This window comes from Acinetobacter sp. P37 (genome assembly GCF_057480965.1).
In genome coordinates, this window is record NZ_JBLIYY010000006.1 from 186,928 (window position 1) to 203,004 (window position 16,077).

The following is a 16,077-nucleotide window of genomic DNA, read 5'->3' on the forward strand; positions in this document are numbered from 1 at the left end:
ACTAAAAAAAGCGACTGAAATGTCGCTTTTTTTATGTCTCTATTTTGAAAAGACGTCGTACAAATAGATCACTCAGATTTGAGTAGGTCTTGAAATTTGCTACGTAATTTCATGAGTTTAGGTGGTATTGAGAAATTACAATAGCCTTGGTTTGGGTTACGTGCAAAGAAGTTCTGATGATATTCTTCGGCAGGGTAGAAGGTCGGCATTGGACTCAGTTCAGTCACGATATTGATGCCTTCAGCTTTTAATTCTTCAATACGTTGTTCAGCCAGCTGCTTTTGTGATTCGTCCTGATAGAAAATCACTGAGCGATACTGTGTACCGACATCGTTGCCTTGACGGTTCAGCGTGGTTGGATCGTGAGTTGCGAAAAATACATCTAGCAATTGGCTAAAACTGATTTGGCTGTCATCAAAATTGATCTGAATGACTTCTGCATGTTGGGTGTTTCCCTCACAGATTTGCTCATAGCTCGGATGCTGAGTAACTCCCCCTGCATAACCACTGACGACTGTTTGCACGCCCTTTAGTTGTAGAAAAACTGCTTCTACACACCAAAAGCACCCACCACCAAATACCGCTTGTTGCATAGTGAAATCCTATTTTGTTCCCTGATGTTTAATATGGGGTTATAGCTAAAAACTGCAATGTACGTCTGTATACTAATCACTAGTTTATGTGCATTAAATGTCTCTGGCATGACTGAACAGTGAATAAAAAAGTCTGCCGAAGCAGACTTTTTTAATGATTTAACGCGGTTGAACAGCGCTTTCATATTGAATTAATAAATTGCCGTGACGGTCTAGCAATTTCAAGGTTTTTCCAAAAACTTGATAATGCGTTACCTTTTCGAGTGCTGCATGGTACTGTCGCTCTAGCCCATTGTTATTGAGACAAGCCATTTGTGTCGCAGCAATCGGGCCAAACGTTATGGTGTCTTTGCCAGCATTATAGCCACCCATTATACGATTACAGCCGTCTGCACCTGAGACACGTTTTGAAGCCGCATCGAATTGAATGCTTGGAATATTATGCGCATTGGGTGCTGTTTTGATTGGAGTGTTGCCAATCTGAGTGGCAATCCAAGTACGATTCTGTAATAGGTTTAAATTTTCAGTTATGGTGTTGTCTTGTGCAGGCATGCTTTCACAGCCTGTCACCACTAAAGTTGAAACCAAAGTTGCAGCAACAAATATTTGTTTTAGCATCGGAATTTCCCCGTGGAAGCATTTCAACTATCTAAGCAAATATCGCACAGATAAGCTAGCCATATTTGTATCAATATTTAAGAATTACAATTGATTGGCGCTTGGATTGGACTGTGAATGCGGCAAACCTTGTCGAATTAATTTGGAATATTGTTCACTGCTCAGTTGCTTGATTTGAGAGACACGAGGGTTAACATGGGCTTTTTGATACCATGTTTTCATATCCCAATTTTGGTCTATGGCATGAAGGTCATGCAAATAATTCGGCAAATAACCCGATGCAAATAAGCGGTAATCGGTTGGAAGTTGATGTTTGGAAACAGCTTGAATCATATCAAACACCAGTGTTGTACAATTACTGGTGAGCGTGTTGTACCATTTGGGCTGAGTCTGCAGTTCATCGGCTTTATGTAGATATTCAATAAACAGCGCCTGCATTTCAGATTTTGGCATGTTTACGGGGAAGAAATAAACCTGTTCTCCGCGTGTATTGCTGCGGGTATAGATGATATCTTTTTCATCAGATGCAATAAGGCTCAGTTCATATTTACGGAAAAAACCACCAATCGCAGAGAATTCTTCGTTTTTCTCTTTGCGAATTTCAATCGAAAATGTCAGCGGTGGTCGGTCAGCAAAATCAAAACTGACCAAGGTATGGGCAATTTGCGGCCCCATCCAATACGAGGTAATGATGTTGACGCCATTGATTTGACTCAGGTCATATTGGCGGGTTTCCCAGTGCGGGGTATAGCTGCCATCGGCATGCCAGTCGAAATTACGCACATTGTGCAAGGTGACAAGATTGCCTTGCTTTTCATAATGTAGAATTTCTGCTACTTCAGGATTCCATTCACGATCTTGGCGTGCTTCCATGCCAAAATACCAAAATAGACCACAGATAAAGCCCACAATATAAATTAAGACATCTTTACGACGGCTAAAAAAGTGTTGGGTAATATAGATGCCTAAAATGCTCAGGGCGAAAGCAATCCAGATCCCAATGATAATGCGGCTGCCTAACCAGCCTGCCGGTTGCTGTATCCACAGGGCGGCACAGAGCCAAATCGAAGAACAGAGGACAAACACACTAAATAGAGCATGAAGAATACTTCGCCCTATTTTTTTGAACATTGCTTGTTGGTCACTCTGTTGCATATTTTTCTTTTAGCTTAAGATTTTTCTTTATTTTCGGTAAGTTGCGAACTCAAAAGCAATCCCAGTTTTGTCGTCGATATGTTGTTCTGACGCCACTTTTTGAAAGTCCGCAGGAATTTCAGGATAATGCGCATCACCTTGAACATCGAGTTCAACATGCGTGAGTTCTAAACGGTCTGCGATGCCGATGGTTTGCTTAAAAATTTCACCACCACCAATAATAAACAAACTCGTTGGTTTTTCTGAACTCGCGACATCAGCAACAGCTTGCGTTAACGCCTCGTCGATACTATATGCGACTTTGGTGCCTTCAAATGACCAATTGCTATCTCGTGTAATGACCCAATTGACACGCTTCGGTAGGGTACGTCCCATAGACTCTAAGGTTTTGCGTCCCATAACCACCACACCACCTTGGGTGATGGCTTTAAAGTGCTGTAAATCGGCAGAAATATGCCACGGCAAATCATTCCCTTTACCAATGCAGCGCTGCTGATCCATAGCGACAACGTGCACGATTTCTAAATTTTGAAATGCCATAGTTTGAACTCAAATAGCCGAATTATTTGCCGTCTATTAGAATGCAAAATCCCGCTTGAGGTAAAGCGGGATTTTGCTTTTCACTTGGGATTTCTAAAAATTAAACCGCAACTGGAGCTTTAATCGCAGGATGTGATTCATAACCTACAATTTCAATATCTTCAAATTTAAAATCGAAAAGATCGGTAATTTCAGGATTGAGTTTTAATTGGCACAGACCCATTGGTTCACGTGTCAGTTGCAACTGCGCTTGTTCGAAATGGTTGGCATACAAATGTGTATCCCCACCGGTCCAAACGAAGTCACCTACACCTAGACCACAAACTTGCGCAATCATGTGTGTTAACAGGGCATAGCTGGCAATGTTAAACGGCACACCCAGGAAAACGTCAGCACTACGTTGATATAATTGGCAAGATAATTTTCCGTTTTGAACAAAAAATTGAAACAAGGTATGGCATGGTGGCAATGCAACATTACCTGCCTCATTTGGGTTCCAACCAGACACGATTAGACGACGTGAGTTAGGATTGGTTTTGATTTCATTGACCAACCATTTGATTTGGTCAAAACCATCTTGTTCATATAGGCCATCGGCTTTTTTGGTTGCACCGAAATTACGCCATTGATGACCGTAAACAGGACCTAATTCTCCGGCAGGACGACCGAAGCGTGCAGTTTGTTCTGCTGTAGACCATTCATCCCAAATCGAGACTTTGTTGTCTTGCAAATATTGAACATTGGTATCGCCTTTAAGGAACCACAACAGTTCAATCACGATAGAGCGGAAATGAACTTTCTTGGTGGTGAGTAAAGGGAAACCTTGAGAAAGATCGAAGCGCATTTGATGACCAAATACAGAACGTGTTCCCGTACCCGTACGGTCGCCCTTGTCGCCGCCGTTGTCGAGAATGTGTTGTAAAAGGTCTAAATACTGGCGCATGTCTCTCTCATAATTTGCTAAATTTCTTATGGCACATATTAGCTTGTTTTGCGTGTGGAAGAAACTGTGATGGGCGCTTGAATATAGTCAGGTTTAAAAAATCCAAAACATACGGTGTTTATTGGGTGATGACCAAATTTTGCAGGCAACTAGCGCTGAGTTACCTGAACTGAAGACGTCTATTAATAACAATTACATCAAGCGTTAACGAGACAATATGTCTGTTAAATCAAGCATGATCTTAGAAAATTTAAGCTCTATCGTTTTTATATTGAGTGATGTTTTATTTTCGGCGTTGAAAAAAATACAGATAAGTTTGATTAAAAAATAAACGTGATTTTTCTCATTGTGAAGAGATGATTTTGGGTTATTATTTCTGAATAAGAGTTTGATATCAAAAATAAATCTATTTGAATTAAAAATAGACGGTCGTATTTAAATGTGAAGATTTGTTTAAGAAATCTTACATTTTTTACATGAAAAAACATGATTTACGCGGTACTATCACCCTCGTTAAAATTTTTGAATGCCTAAATATAGGCGGGAGTGTGGGTTAAAGAATGGCTTATGATCACAATGTAAACTTGAGTGAAGTGCATGCTCCAGTTCAGGCAAATATCATAATTCGTTCTCAGGCGAGTAAAAATACGGGCAAGTCCAATACCACTCAAAAAGCAGCGACTAAAAATGTGGTATCCCGAAATGGTCAGCGCATCGATATCGATCGTTTGACTGGATTTTTACAAGGCATTACCCGCCAAAGCAGTACTCAGAAATGTGCCCGCAGTGTTCGTCTAGCACTTGAGTCCGCTGGGGCACGTTTTAACGGTCACCCCGTTGCCGCAGCAGATTGGGGCAGCACATTACAAAAAATTGGTTATCAAAAAATTAATTTAGCGTTTGATCGACCTAAGAAAGGCGATATCTATATTATCGACCGCAATCAAAGTAGCCGTTATGGTCATATCGCAGCATATTCAGGTAAGGACTGGGTATCTGATTATCGTCAAGCGGGTTATGCGGTCTATCGAACTCCAAATGTGAAATACAGCTATTACCGCTTAGCAGATTAAAGCTCATGGCTGCAAAAAAGATTAGTCTTCAAATCTTTTTGCACGCTGACTGTAGATCGAGACGATAAATAATCCAATTGCAGTAAAGCCCACACATTGCAGCGCTAAAATCCAGCGTTGCTCATCGGGTAGAAAATAAATTAAGCACACTAAACATAAAATGGGCAAACTAGCCAAACCGCATTTTAATGACGGAGACAGTGTTTTTAGTTTGTCTTGTCTGAGCTTATAAAGCAGATCAATCATCAAACCAATCGCTAAACTGAAGCCCGCAAAGCGGGGATCTAGTTGTTTTTGTTCAGCGCATAGAAAAATAAGTACACAGGTACTGATACAAATGAAGAGCTTGATTTGTCGGTTACAGCGCTCAGAGTACCAAAACGTCAGCATTTAAACTTTACCTTGGGGTGAAGTTTTCTCGTTTTTATTCAGTAGAGAAATCGGGGAGAGCAGGCAGATCGCCAAAGCCATAAAGCCAATGCCTTGAGCACCCGGAATCAAAATTTCACCCTTATTCATGTTGATAAAAACCAATGCTAACAGCAGTGCAATCGGTATCCAGGTCAATAAACGATAGAGCAAACCTGTTGGTTTTTTTGCTGCAAAATGAATCTTGCAATAACGACAAATCAGGAAAATGACGCCTGTACCCATGAACATTAGAATGGCTTGAAGTGTTAGGGGTTCCATCCAGTAGAGAACACCGGTCAGTACGGCCATCGCAATAAAAAACAGGATTTTTTTAAGTACAGAAACGCTGGGGTTAAACCAAAATTCAAGCATGGATCGATAGTTTAAAAATAAGCTGAATAAACTTTAGCACAGATCAGTTGTCTAATTCAGTCACTTCATGTGCAGTAAATGCGTATGAAGGAGTAAATTTCAGCGCATAAAAAAGCGAGGCTTAAACCTCGCTTGCTTAAAGACATTTAGAAAATATTAGTGATTCTTTTGTGGACCCCAGTCATAGACTTTTTTCTGGTAGGCATACCACATCATCCATAGGCCAATCAGAATCATCGGAACCGTCAGGAACTGACCTTTACTCATCCATCCAATGAACAGTTGACCATTGTCCGGCTCACGGAAGAATTCAACGGTGAAGCGTGCGATACCATATCCGATGAGGAACAAAGCTGAAACGGCATAACGTGGACGAGGTTTTGAACTAAACCACCACAGCACAATAAACAGAATTAAACCTTCACAGAGGGCTTGATAGAGCTGCGACGGATGGCGCACCAACTGAAGCGGATCGGTCGGGAAGATCATGCCGAAAGCAAAATTAGGGTCGGTCACTGCACGACCATATAGTTCGCCACCAATAAAGTTCCCAATACGACCAAACATTAAGCCTGTTGGAACGCAGGGTGCGATAAAGTCGAGGGTCTGGAACCAAGTCATTTTATATTTCTTGCACCACAGTAACATGGCAATCATGACCCCAAGGAAACCGCCATGGAAGCTCATGCCGCCTGTCCAAACTTGGAATAGCCACAATGGGTTGGCAAGGAACTGATCGAAACCATAAAAGAAGACATAGCCAAAGCGTCCACCAATCACGACACCTAATGCACCATAGAAAATCAGGTCAGAGACCATTTCTGCGTTCCAGCCGTCACGTTGTTTTGCACGGTAGGTTGCCAAGCCCCATGCAAATAAAAAGGCCAATAAATACATCAGACCATACCAGTGAACTTGTAGTGGCCCCAGTGATATCGCCACAGGGTCGATATTTGGATATGTCAGCATTGCTGTTCCTTGTCATTATGTTTTGCACAGATTTTAGCTGAATGTGCTGAAAAATGTTGTACATTCAATGTGTAAAGATATTGAGAGTTGAATATGTGCATTGTGGCTTTTGCTTGGCAGGTCTTGGATGACATGCCACTCTGCCTGATTTCGAATCGTGACGAGTTTTATCATCGACCGACGGCAGGCCTAAAGCAATGGGTAGATAGTCCGATTATTGCAGGGCAGGACTTACAATCTGGTGGAACATGGATGGGGATAACCGCTCAAGGGCGTTGGGCGATTGTGACCAATTTTCGTGATGGTCGTGATCAGACTGCATATCCCACTTCACGTGGCGCTTTGATTCAGCAATTTTTAGAATCTGAGCAAACGCCCATTCGTTTTGCGCAAGCACTTGAACAAATCCAATGTAATTATGCTGGCTTTAATTTATTCGTTGGCGACGCTACTCAAGCCGTTTATATGAGTAATCGCGGCGAAGCACCACAAGTCTTAGCAAAAGGGGTGTATGTCACATCCAATGGTTTAATGACTGAACATTGGGAAAAGACCCGACATTTACGTAAACGTTTCACGCAAGAATTTTTGCCGATGCTACAAAGCCAGCAACCACAGGCGGACATAGATGCCGCTGCGTGGGATATTTTGGAAGATGAACGTAAAATCATTCCAGCATTGTTACCCAATACTGGGATTCAGGCGGAAATGGAACATTTGTTGTCTTCAACCTTTATTCAAAGTCCGGTGTATGGCACCCGCTGTTCAAATTTATTGTGTATGCGGGATTCACAGTGGCATTGGCAGGAAAAACAGCAGCAGGGTGAGCAACAAGGACAGATCACCCAGATAGAAGTGCATTTAAAGCCATAAAAAAAGCCGACGATTCGTCGGCTTATTTTTTAGAGGTGTCTTATGCGGTTTTTTGCGTTGGCTGAGCTTGTTCTACCGCTTCACCAGCAATCACTCCACCATCTTTACGGGTGATGACAACGGTCGCTGAGCGAGGACGTGAGGTCGCTGCAGCATTGGTTTGTGATGCCGGCCAGTGGCTGGTCGGTTCAGCATAGGATGCTGAATCTTCACCGGGATGTTGCACATTGATAAAAATTGCTTTGTAGTCAGGTGTCATTGTTACACCTGTGATTTCACACTCTTTTGGTCCGGTCAGGAAGCGACGTAAGTTTTCATCATTCAGTTTTGCCCCCACAATGGTTTCTTGACCCGATGAGGTCGTGGCTTTCGAGCCGTCACCGACTTGACCCGGAAGTGCAGCAAGCATCATACAGTTGGTGGTATCGGTATAAGCACCGTCATCGGTTTGAATCCATAACACACCACGTGGGTCGAACCACATCCCATCAGGTGATGACAAGTCATTATTGTCATTTAGACCAGATAAGTTAATGTTGCTCGCCATTTTTGCTTCAGCACCAAACAGGTAAATATCCCAAGTAAAGCTGAGTGCTGTGGTTGTATCACCATCTTCACGGAAACGGATAATATGACCGTTGACGTTGCCTTTACCACCTTCAGGGTCGATGTAGTTACGAGGGTTGGCAGCATCTAGTGTATGCGTCGTACCACGGTTCGAGTTATTGGTGAGGGTCACATAGACTTCACCATTGTCTGGATGCACAGCGACCCATTCAGGACGGTCCATTTTGGTAGCACCGACAGCATCTGCGGCAAGACGTGCGAAGGTCAGCACATCTGCTTGTGAGCTAAACGGATACACGCTGTTGCTTTGGTTTAAACCATTGACGTTATAGCTCAATTCAATCCATTGACCTTTGCCATCATTGTTAAATTTGGCAACGTATAACTTACCGTTGTTCATGTATTTGTCGCCCGCGGCATAGCCACCGTTGACATCTTTTTTATTCCATTTTTGGTCTGATACAAATTTATAGATGTATTCACCGCGCGAGTCATCGCCCATGTAAAACGCAAGGTTGTCATCTTCACGTAAGCGACTTGCACGGCAGTCTTCATGTGCAAAGCGACCCAGTGCTGTACGTTTTACGGGGTTTTCACGGCGGTCAAATGGATCGATTTCGACAATCCAACCAAAAGTGTTTGGACCATTACGGTAATCTTCCGCTGCCTGAGTACCGGTAACATTCGCTGACCAACGGTCATATAAATCTTGAGACTCATTACTTCCAATCGCTGTTTCCCAACCATAGCGCGAGTTCGCACCCGCTTTTAGGCCATAACGGTTGAGTGCCACAATTTCAGCAGGACTACGTTTGGCATCATCTTCTTTTGCACGAGCGAAGTAACCAATGAAGTTTTCTTCTGTTGTCAGGTAAGTGCCCCAAGGGGTATAGCCATTACCGCAGTTGTTGTGTGTACCACGGGTTTGCTGGCCATTGGTTGAAAATTTCGTGCAAACTAAGCTTGAGCCTGCAACAGGGCCTTTAAAGTCCATTACGGTCGATGCTGTGATACGACGGTTAAATGGAGAGTTTTGTACCAGTTTAACGGCTTGAGTCTTGCTGTCTTTTTCAATTTGAATCACAGAAACACCGTGTGCATTGACTTCACGGATAACTTCATCTTCAGGGCGACGATCTTCCACTTTGGTTGGGCCTTGCGGGTGCAAGAAGGTCGGGTTGATGTATTCATGGTTCATCACCAACAAACCTTGATCAGACTGCTTGGCATCATAACGTCCAGAGGTGGTATTTAAACCAAAGAAGCTCATACCGTCATGGCAGTCACCAGAGCGGAATTGGAAGCTCGGGCCAGAAGGAACATTGTTATCATCCCACGCTGGGTATGCAGGGTTAATCGAGTCACCCATCGCATATAGCACATGCGCTTGATAGCCTTCAGGAACAGTCACAATATCGTCTAAATTTTTTTTCACCGGTGTGAAATTGAACTTGGTCGGTTTTTGATTTGGATCAGTGACAGGAGGTTTGGTATTGCTATTTGAACCTGAGTCATTGTCATCATTACACCCCGTTAATGAAGATGCCAATGCAAGTGCGACTGCACCACTCGCAGTCTTGGTAATCAAGCTACGACGGCTGATGCGCTGTTCTAAAATGTCACGAAAATGAAGGTTATCCGAAGTGTTGTTATCAAGTTCTTGATCTTCGTTATATGGCATGTTTGTCATGAATTTAAATCCTGGCAAAGGTGTGCTGGGTAAAAGTTGATCACATAAAACTATCGATAAAATATGACAATGCTTTGAAGCTAATGTTGCAAACTGATGAAATAGGCGTTTAGATTTCGCTGCGTGAAAATTGCAAAACATTAAATGGGCGCATAAAAAAAGAGGCTATCTCAGCCTCTTAGGTGTAAAACTCACCAAAATTGTCGAAACATCAGTTTGTTTAAGTTGCAGATGTACGTCGTTTTTCAATCAGCTTGCCAAAGAACAAACCCAGCTCAAAGAGCATCCACATGGGAATGGCCAGCATGATCATCGAAAGCGCATCGGGTGGCGTGGCAAACATGGCGACAAAAAAACAGCCGACGATAATAAAACGACGCTTCTCCACCAAGGTTTGAGTAGACACCACCCCGATCAAAATCAAAATTAGCGTGATGATGGGAATTTCAAAGGTCAGCCCAAACACCAAAAAAAGCTTTAAGCAGAAACTTAAATAACTATTGATATCCGTCATCGGGGCGACTGTTTCAGGGGAAACACTCATAAAAAAATGTAGGATGGAGGGCAGAGCAACCCAATAGGCAAATGCAATTCCGATATAGAAGAGGACGATACTGCCGAATAATAAGGGCATCGCCAAATGCCGCTCTTTTTCATACAGTGCAGGTTTGATGAAGGCCCAAAGTTGATAAATCACGAAAGGCATCGCGAGCATAAGCGCGACAAAGAAATTCAACTTGAACGGCGCCATAAAGGTGGCGGTCACATCCGTTGCGATCATGGATGAGGTCATCGGCAACTGCGCACGCAGAGGCTCTGACATCAATTGATAGCTTTGATTGGCAAAGGGCAATAAACAAAAGAACAGAATCAAAATGAGCCCTGTAATTTTGATCAAATGCCGACGCAAAATCACCAAATGTTTGGTGATCGGCATTTCTTCCAAATCAGGCACAGTGTTCTGTGAATTATTCAGTGAAAGATCTGTCATACGGCCACCTGATATTCTGCTAATGCTTCGGTCGAGCTTAATGCAGCAGATTGATCTGTTTTAATTTCGTGCTTTATTTTCATTTGGGGTGTAACCATGGCAAAGATCGTGCTCTGATCACGTTCGATGTATTGATAACGTGGGGATAAATTTTTATTGTCAGGTAGGACTGCTTCTTGTTGTTTTTGCGCAGTCTGTTCTATGGGATGTTGCGTTTGTTGCAATTCATTCATCTGCGCCTGCATACGCGCTTCGAGCTGTTGAATACGTTGCATTTCTTTTTGCATTTCTTCACGAAGTTCGGACATGCGAAGTTCACGGTCAATATCTGTTTGCACGTTACTGATCAGTCGTTTAACTTTCCCGTACCATTTACCTGCAAAGCGGATACCTTCAGGCAGTTTTTCTGGGCCAAGTACGATCAGCGCAATAATGCTGAACACCAGTAATTCGCTAATACCAATATTAAGCATTATGACAACTCCTTAGCTTTGAACTGAGGAATTGGTTTTATTTTGAGCTTCATGCTCTAGCGTGCGAGGCTCATTAAGCTGTGTATTTGCTGCGTCTTCATCACGCATCGATTTTTTGAAATCTTTGACTGCGCCTCCGACATCTTTGCCCAAGTTTTTTAGTTTTGATGTACCAAAGAGTAAAATCACCACAATTGCAAAAATCAGTACATGCCAAATCGATAGTCCAGCCATCTTGTTATCCTCTTGTTGGTCTGCACAACATTTCAGCAGTTGTAGATGACAGTGAAGTGACCAAGATGTTGCAGTTTAAAGACAGCCGCGAAGCTTATGTTCAGTGTTACTATGCATGGATTGAGCAGTGAGGGTGGTGTAGTGGCGTTTCTTCTTCCGATATTGGGTTTTTTAAGTGGCCTCGGATTGGCATCATTATCAGGAACGGCATCGCTCAAATCGATTTTCTCTAGCTTACTTGCACGCTGTTTTATTCCAGCTGTAATCATCTACAACATGGTGTTCTATCAAGCAGGCAGTTTAGCGCTCATGCTCTTTAGCTTTAGTGTTGCCGTGCTGATGTTTTATTTATTTCGCTGGCTGTTAAAAGATAGTTTACGTGCCTTGTGTGTCAGTTATTTGAACTTGGCTTGGCTGGGTTTTCCTTTTGCATTAGCACTGTTCGGTCCTGAAATTAGTGCAGCGATGGTGGCTCTGTATGTCGGTGGCTCTATCTTTGGCAATATGTGGGCCGTGACAGCCGTCAGTTCAGCCCAACTCCCATGGTCGAGCGTGATTCAAAAAGTGGCGATGTCACCGCCTGTATTTGCCTTGATGATTGCAGGTGTCTGTCGAATAGTTGGATTACAGCATATAGAAGAACATCAGCTCTTAGATTGGCTGTATCAGGCTGCAAAAATTGGAATGAGTTTCACAGGGATGTGCGTCTTAGGCATGTGGCTGCGCCAAACTAAGGTACAGTGGCGTGATCTGATGAACAGTAGTCGTATTTATGCGATGAAACTCACCGTTGGCGCGGTGATCTGTAGTTTGAGTTATGCCTTTCTTCCGATTCCCCAGATCGAGAAATATATTGGGGTGATGTTTATGCTGTTCTGCTTACCCCCTGCCGCCAATATTGTGGCTTTAGAAACGCATTATCAAGGAACAGGAACTTCGGTACGTTATATTGCTTCAGGCACGATTATGAGCTGCATCGTCGTCAGTTTTTATGGGTTAATTTTGCATCTTTTTTCGCTTTAAAATGAAAGTGAATTATAGATGCCCACAAAGGGTGACTACTTGAGCTGTTTGCGAATCTGCCAATCACGCACGAGGGCATATATCATCGCGATACCTATCAGGCCTGGAAATCCAATCTGACCTTGCGACAGATTAAGCATGATCGACAGTACGATCAACACTGCAAAAATAGCGTAAGTGGTACGAAAGCCTGAGGTGAGCGGGTAGGTTAGTTGCGCATGGCAATGAGGGCAGCTTAGTTTTTGAAAACCAAGAAAAGAGCGTGTCGGTATTTCAGTTGAAGTGTGATGGCAAGTGTTGCATATGATCTGTATCGGTTGAAGTGCCAAAATTATTCTATTTTTATTCAGGGATTGGAGTTAAACTTTGGCATTAAGATTAACTCCAATTTAAATTATTTCAAACTTGCTTTAAATAATTTCATCGCTTGACCACGATGGCTGATTTTATTTTTTTCTTCTTTTGATAATTCAGCACTAGAAACATTCAGTTCTGGCAGCCAAAACAGTGGGTCATAGCCAAAGCCATTTTCACCACGTGCTGCTTCCATCACTTCACCGCGCCAAACCCCTTGGAAAATTTGTGGGAGTGGGTCTTCTGCATGTTGGACCAAAGCCAAGACACATACAAACATCCCTTCGATGGCTTCACCCTCTTTACGGAGTGGTTTGAGGTCAGCAAGCAACTTGGCATTGTTTGCGGCATCATTGCCATGTTCACCTGCATAGCGCGCAGAGTAAATCCCCGGTGCGCCACCAAGCACAGGTACGCAAATGCCAGAATCATCTGCAATGGCTGGCTTGCCTGAAATTTTCGACGCATGACGCGCTTTGATAATGGCATTTTCAACAAAGCTTAGACCGTCTTCAATGGCATCTTCAATGTTCAACTGACCTTGTGGAATCACTTCAACAGGCAAATTCAGTTCCGCAAACATTTTTTCAAATTCTGCAATTTTACCTTTGTTATTACTTGCAAGCACCAAAGTGCCTTGAGATAACCAATCAGTTGAAGCCATGTGAATATTCACCATAAAACAAGATTTGAGGCTATTTTAACAAGATGCTGTGGTTGACAGGCAATAAAAAAGCACCCGAAGGTGCTTTTTAAGATTCAAAAACTTATTGCGCTTGAATCCATTTGTCTGCACGGTCACGTGCTTGACGAATTTGGTCTTGGCTTAAGTTGGCTGCCAAAGCAGTTTTCTTACCTTCAGACAAGCTAATCACTTTGTTGTCGAGCATGCCATCACGGGTAGAAAGCTCATACCATTGGTATGCACCCATGTAGTTTTTCTTTTGCTCTTCCATCATGGCTAAGTTAAAGCTTGCGCGGTTATCACCACGGCTGGCTGCTTTTTCGAAATATTGACGAGCAAGCGCTTCATCTTTTTTAGTCCCAATGCCATCTGCAAGCATACGACCTACATTAAGCTGTGCTGCAGATAAACCTTGATCAGCAGCAGCCTTATACCATGCAAAAGCTTGACGTTCATCTTTGGCAACGTCTTTACCTTGTTGATATTTAGTGCCTAAGTAAAACTGAGCACCGGGCTGACCTGCTTTAGCAGCTTTACTTAAGCTGTGAATATCCATAATTGAATATTGAGCAGCTTGGCTAGAAACTGAAGATGATGGAGCAACATAATCCGCATGGGCTTGTATGCTAAAAAGTCCAATCAGTAGCGTCGTGCTTAATAATAATTTTTTCATAGAGCGCTCACTCGATAAATTGCGACTTCACCAAATAGATTTGGGAGACGTTTACTGAGTAAACTGTCTTGTTGATCCCCATTCACGGCAAGTCGGTTAATAATCCGGATGTTATTTTCAGCACACAGCGCTTCAAAATCACGGAAAGTACATAAATGAATATTGGGCGTGTTATACCACATATAGGGTAACGCGTCTGAAACGGGCATCATTCCTTTTAATGCAAGGAAAGAACGAGTCTTCCAATGTGCAAAGTTTGGAAAGGTAATAATAGCCTGTTTCCCCACACGCACCATGTCTCTTAAGAGAACGTCTGGTGCATCTACAGCTTGCAAGGCTTGTGCCATAACCACATAGTCAAAAGACTGGTCGGCAAAGCGACTTAAACCTAAGTTCAAGTCCTGTTGGATGATATTTAACCCGCGACTGATTGCAATTGCAATCTTTTCTTGATCAATTTCTAAGCCATATGCACGAATATTGTGCTTTTTGCTCATATGTGCAAGCAGTTCACCGTCACCACACCCTAAATCGAGTACGCTTGAATCTGGTTTAATCCAACGTTCAGCCAGTTGATGATCAATACGCATTAGTTGGTCTCCTTCGGTGTTTCTTGCAGGTGTTTTACACCGCCTAGGAATGCACGTAAGCTTTTCACATATAACGGAATCGGGAACAAGAAAGAGTCATGGCCTTGTTCAGCATCAATATCCACATAGCTCACAGGCTTATGATTGCTAATTAATGCATCTACAATTTCTTGCGAACGAGCAGGGGAAAAACGCCAGTCCGTTGTAAACGAAACAACTAAAAATTGACACTTGGTTTTAGACATCGCGGTTTTTAATGATTGCTCATATTCACGTGATGGATCGAAATAATCTAAAGCCTTGGTCATGATCAAATAGGTATTGGCATCAAAGTTACGGCTAAATTGCTCACCTTGATAACGCAAATAACTTTCTACTTGGAATTCGACGTCAAAGCCATACATAAATTTACCTGACTTTAAGTCACGGCCAAATTTTTGTTTCATGGCTTCTTCAGAGAGGTAAGTGATATGACCCACCATACGGGCCAAGATCAAACCACGCTTAGGATAACTGTCATTTTCTAAATAGCGACCATCATGGAAATCTGGGTCAGACAAAATCGACTGACGTGCCACTTCGTTAAAGGCAATGTTTTGCGCAGACAGTTTTGGTGTACTGGCAATAATCACGCACTTTTGTAAACGATCTGGATAGTCCACAGACCATTGTAGAGCTTGCATGCCCCCTAAAGAGCCGCCAATCACCGCATACCACTGCTGAATCTCTAAACGATCAGATAACATGGCTTGGGTTTTGACCCAGTCACGGACAGTCACTAATGGGAAATCAGGACCATAAGGGCGATTGTCATTTTCAGGATTTGGAGAGGTCGGTCCAGTAGAACCGCTACAGCCGCCGATATTATTTAGTGCTACGACAAAGAATTTTGACGTATCAATAGCTTTGCCTGGTCCAATACATGCGTCCCACCAACCCGGCTTACGGTCATCTTCATGATGATAACCTGCTGCATGGTGATGGCCTGACAGAGCATGACAAATCAAAATGGCATTGGATTTGTCCGCATTCAGTTCGCCATAAGTTTCAACCATGAGCTCAAAACGTGGGAGTATGCGATCGCATTCGAGCTCTAACGGCTCTTCAAAAATAAACTTTTGTGGGGTAACTAAGCCCACTGAGTCAGCTGGAAAAGACACAGGAATAATTCGCCTTAAATCTTTAGTATGAATAATAAAAGGATACCACTTGAGGGTATCCTTCTAAAGTCATTTTATTGCTATTTGATA

19 protein-coding genes are annotated in these 16,077 nt (G+C 42.8%); 3 read left to right on the forward strand and 16 right to left on the reverse strand.

Annotated elements, in window-relative coordinates; all coding sequences use genetic code 11:
* Positions 1–68: 68 nt before the first annotated feature.
* The 5 genes from msrA to thyA form a co-directional block, all read right to left on the reverse strand.
* Positions 69–593 (reverse strand): peptide-methionine (S)-S-oxide reductase MsrA, encoded by a 525-nt coding sequence (gene msrA, locus AC25JC_RS07730; protein WP_180024449.1) that lies wholly within the window; start codon positions 591–593, stop codon positions 69–71.
* 159 nt (positions 594–752) lie between these two features.
* Complete coding sequence (locus AC25JC_RS07735; protein ID WP_111884063.1) at positions 753–1,211, reverse strand: META domain-containing protein; 459 nt, start codon at positions 1,209–1,211, stop codon at positions 753–755.
* Positions 1,212–1,295: 84 nt separating this feature from the next.
* Complete coding sequence (locus tag AC25JC_RS07740; protein WP_180101399.1) at positions 1,296–2,366, reverse strand: Lnb N-terminal periplasmic domain-containing protein; 1,071 nt, start codon at positions 2,364–2,366, stop codon at positions 1,296–1,298.
* Between the two features lie 27 nt (positions 2,367–2,393).
* Positions 2,394–2,906, reverse strand: coding sequence for a dihydrofolate reductase (locus AC25JC_RS07745; protein WP_168377882.1), 513 nt, complete (start codon positions 2,904–2,906; stop codon positions 2,394–2,396).
* 100 nt (positions 2,907–3,006) lie between these two features.
* Positions 3,007–3,849 (reverse strand): thymidylate synthase, encoded by an 843-nt coding sequence (thyA, locus tag AC25JC_RS07750; protein WP_078189681.1) that lies wholly within the window; start codon positions 3,847–3,849, stop codon positions 3,007–3,009.
* Between the two features lie 560 nt (positions 3,850–4,409).
* On the opposite strand from thyA, the gene AC25JC_RS07755 reads away from it, so the two are divergent.
* A complete protein-coding gene (locus AC25JC_RS07755) occupies positions 4,410–4,922 on the forward strand; it encodes a peptidoglycan amidohydrolase family protein (protein WP_078189680.1) in 513 nt (170 codons plus the stop codon).
* Between the two features lie 21 nt (positions 4,923–4,943).
* Here the strand turns inward: AC25JC_RS07755 and AC25JC_RS07760 are convergent, their stop codons facing one another.
* The 3 genes from AC25JC_RS07760 to lgt form a co-directional block, all read right to left on the reverse strand.
* Positions 4,944–5,312, reverse strand: coding sequence for a hypothetical protein (locus tag AC25JC_RS07760; protein WP_486923798.1), 369 nt, complete (start codon positions 5,310–5,312; stop codon positions 4,944–4,946).
* Positions 5,313–5,705 carry a hypothetical protein gene (locus AC25JC_RS07765; RefSeq protein ID WP_486923799.1) on the reverse strand — a complete coding sequence of 131 codons (393 nt, stop codon included), beginning with the start codon at positions 5,703–5,705 and terminating at the stop codon, positions 5,313–5,315.
* Between the two features lie 156 nt (positions 5,706–5,861).
* Positions 5,862–6,674, reverse strand: coding sequence for a prolipoprotein diacylglyceryl transferase (gene lgt, locus AC25JC_RS07770; protein ID WP_486923800.1), 813 nt, complete (start codon positions 6,672–6,674; stop codon positions 5,862–5,864).
* A 93-nt stretch (positions 6,675–6,767) separates the two neighbouring features.
* On the opposite strand from lgt, the gene AC25JC_RS07775 reads away from it, so the two are divergent.
* Entirely contained in the window at positions 6,768–7,547 is a 780-nt protein-coding gene (locus tag AC25JC_RS07775) for an NRDE family protein (protein WP_218947984.1), read from the forward strand.
* Between the two features lie 40 nt (positions 7,548–7,587).
* Here AC25JC_RS07775 and AC25JC_RS07780 read toward each other — a convergent pair whose 3' ends face one another.
* From AC25JC_RS07780 to tatA, 4 genes are all read right to left on the reverse strand, one after another.
* Entirely contained in the window at positions 7,588–9,804 is a 2,217-nt protein-coding gene (locus AC25JC_RS07780) for a PhoX family protein (RefSeq protein WP_486923801.1), read from the reverse strand.
* 220 nt (positions 9,805–10,024) lie between these two features.
* Entirely contained in the window at positions 10,025–10,795 is a 771-nt protein-coding gene (gene tatC, locus AC25JC_RS07785) for a twin-arginine translocase subunit TatC (RefSeq protein WP_486923802.1), read from the reverse strand.
* Positions 10,792–11,268, reverse strand: coding sequence for a Sec-independent protein translocase protein TatB (tatB, locus tag AC25JC_RS07790; protein WP_180034928.1), 477 nt, complete (start codon positions 11,266–11,268; stop codon positions 10,792–10,794). The genes tatC and tatB overlap by 4 nt, the downstream gene beginning before the upstream one ends.
* Before the next feature lie 12 nt (positions 11,269–11,280).
* Positions 11,281–11,502, reverse strand: coding sequence for a Sec-independent protein translocase subunit TatA (gene tatA, locus AC25JC_RS07795; RefSeq protein WP_078189673.1), 222 nt, complete (start codon positions 11,500–11,502; stop codon positions 11,281–11,283).
* 141 nt (positions 11,503–11,643) lie between these two features.
* Here tatA and AC25JC_RS07800 point away from each other — a divergent pair, with 141 nt between their 5' ends.
* On the forward strand, positions 11,644–12,525 hold the full coding sequence (locus tag AC25JC_RS07800; protein ID WP_486923811.1) for an AEC family transporter: 882 nt from the start codon (positions 11,644–11,646) through the stop codon (positions 12,523–12,525).
* Positions 12,526–12,919: 394 nt separating this feature from the next.
* Here the strand turns inward: AC25JC_RS07800 and rdgB are convergent, their stop codons facing one another.
* The 4 genes from rdgB to metX all read right to left on the reverse strand — a co-directional run bounded on the left by rdgB (position 12,920) and on the right by metX (position 15,987).
* Positions 12,920–13,543, reverse strand: a complete 624-nt coding sequence (gene rdgB / locus AC25JC_RS07805; protein ID WP_180055642.1) for an RdgB/HAM1 family non-canonical purine NTP pyrophosphatase — start codon at positions 13,541–13,543, stop codon at positions 12,920–12,922.
* A 103-nt stretch (positions 13,544–13,646) separates the two neighbouring features.
* Positions 13,647–14,237: a tetratricopeptide repeat protein gene (locus AC25JC_RS07810; protein ID WP_078189669.1), complete on the reverse strand. Its 591-nt coding sequence runs from the start codon at positions 14,235–14,237 to the stop codon at positions 13,647–13,649.
* Positions 14,234–14,827, reverse strand: a complete 594-nt coding sequence (gene metW / locus AC25JC_RS07815; RefSeq protein ID WP_180034926.1) for a methionine biosynthesis protein MetW — start codon at positions 14,825–14,827, stop codon at positions 14,234–14,236. The genes AC25JC_RS07810 and metW overlap by 4 nt, the downstream gene beginning before the upstream one ends.
* Complete coding sequence (metX, locus tag AC25JC_RS07820) at positions 14,827–15,987, reverse strand: homoserine O-succinyltransferase MetX (RefSeq protein ID WP_180171769.1); 1,161 nt, start codon at positions 15,985–15,987, stop codon at positions 14,827–14,829. The genes metW and metX overlap by 1 nt, the downstream gene beginning before the upstream one ends.
* Positions 15,988–16,077: the final 90 nt, after the last annotated feature.

Coding starts and splice junctions, on each gene's coding strand:
- tatC (WP_486923802.1), bottom strand. CDS start 10,795: ATGACAGATCTTTCACTGAATAATTCACAGAACACTGTGCCTGATTTG.
- tatB (WP_180034928.1), bottom strand. CDS start 11,268: ATGCTTAATATTGGTATTAGCGAATTACTGGTGTTCAGCATTATTGCG.
- metW (WP_180034926.1), bottom strand. CDS start 14,827: ATGCGTATTGATCATCAACTGGCTGAACGTTGGATTAAACCAGATTCA.
- rdgB (WP_180055642.1), bottom strand. CDS start 13,543: ATGGCTTCAACTGATTGGTTATCTCAAGGCACTTTGGTGCTTGCAAGT.
- AC25JC_RS07755 (WP_078189680.1), top strand. CDS start 4,410: ATGGCTTATGATCACAATGTAAACTTGAGTGAAGTGCATGCTCCAGTT.
- msrA (WP_180024449.1), bottom strand. CDS start 593: ATGCAACAAGCGGTATTTGGTGGTGGGTGCTTTTGGTGTGTAGAAGCA.
- thyA (WP_078189681.1), bottom strand. CDS start 3,849: ATGCGCCAGTATTTAGACCTTTTACAACACATTCTCGACAACGGCGGC.
- AC25JC_RS07745 (WP_168377882.1), bottom strand. CDS start 2,906: ATGGCATTTCAAAATTTAGAAATCGTGCACGTTGTCGCTATGGATCAG.
- AC25JC_RS07780 (WP_486923801.1), bottom strand. CDS start 9,804: ATGACAAACATGCCATATAACGAAGATCAAGAACTTGATAACAACACT.
- tatA (WP_078189673.1), bottom strand. CDS start 11,502: ATGGCTGGACTATCGATTTGGCATGTACTGATTTTTGCAATTGTGGTG.
- lgt (WP_486923800.1), bottom strand. CDS start 6,674: ATGCTGACATATCCAAATATCGACCCTGTGGCGATATCACTGGGGCCA.
- AC25JC_RS07810 (WP_078189669.1), bottom strand. CDS start 14,237: ATGAAAAAATTATTATTAAGCACGACGCTACTGATTGGACTTTTTAGC.
- AC25JC_RS07765 (WP_486923799.1), bottom strand. CDS start 5,705: ATGCTTGAATTTTGGTTTAACCCCAGCGTTTCTGTACTTAAAAAAATC.
- AC25JC_RS07735 (WP_111884063.1), bottom strand. CDS start 1,211: ATGCTAAAACAAATATTTGTTGCTGCAACTTTGGTTTCAACTTTAGTG.
- AC25JC_RS07740 (WP_180101399.1), bottom strand. CDS start 2,366: ATGCAACAGAGTGACCAACAAGCAATGTTCAAAAAAATAGGGCGAAGT.
- AC25JC_RS07760 (WP_486923798.1), bottom strand. CDS start 5,312: ATGCTGACGTTTTGGTACTCTGAGCGCTGTAACCGACAAATCAAGCTC.
- AC25JC_RS07775 (WP_218947984.1), top strand. CDS start 6,768: ATGTGCATTGTGGCTTTTGCTTGGCAGGTCTTGGATGACATGCCACTC.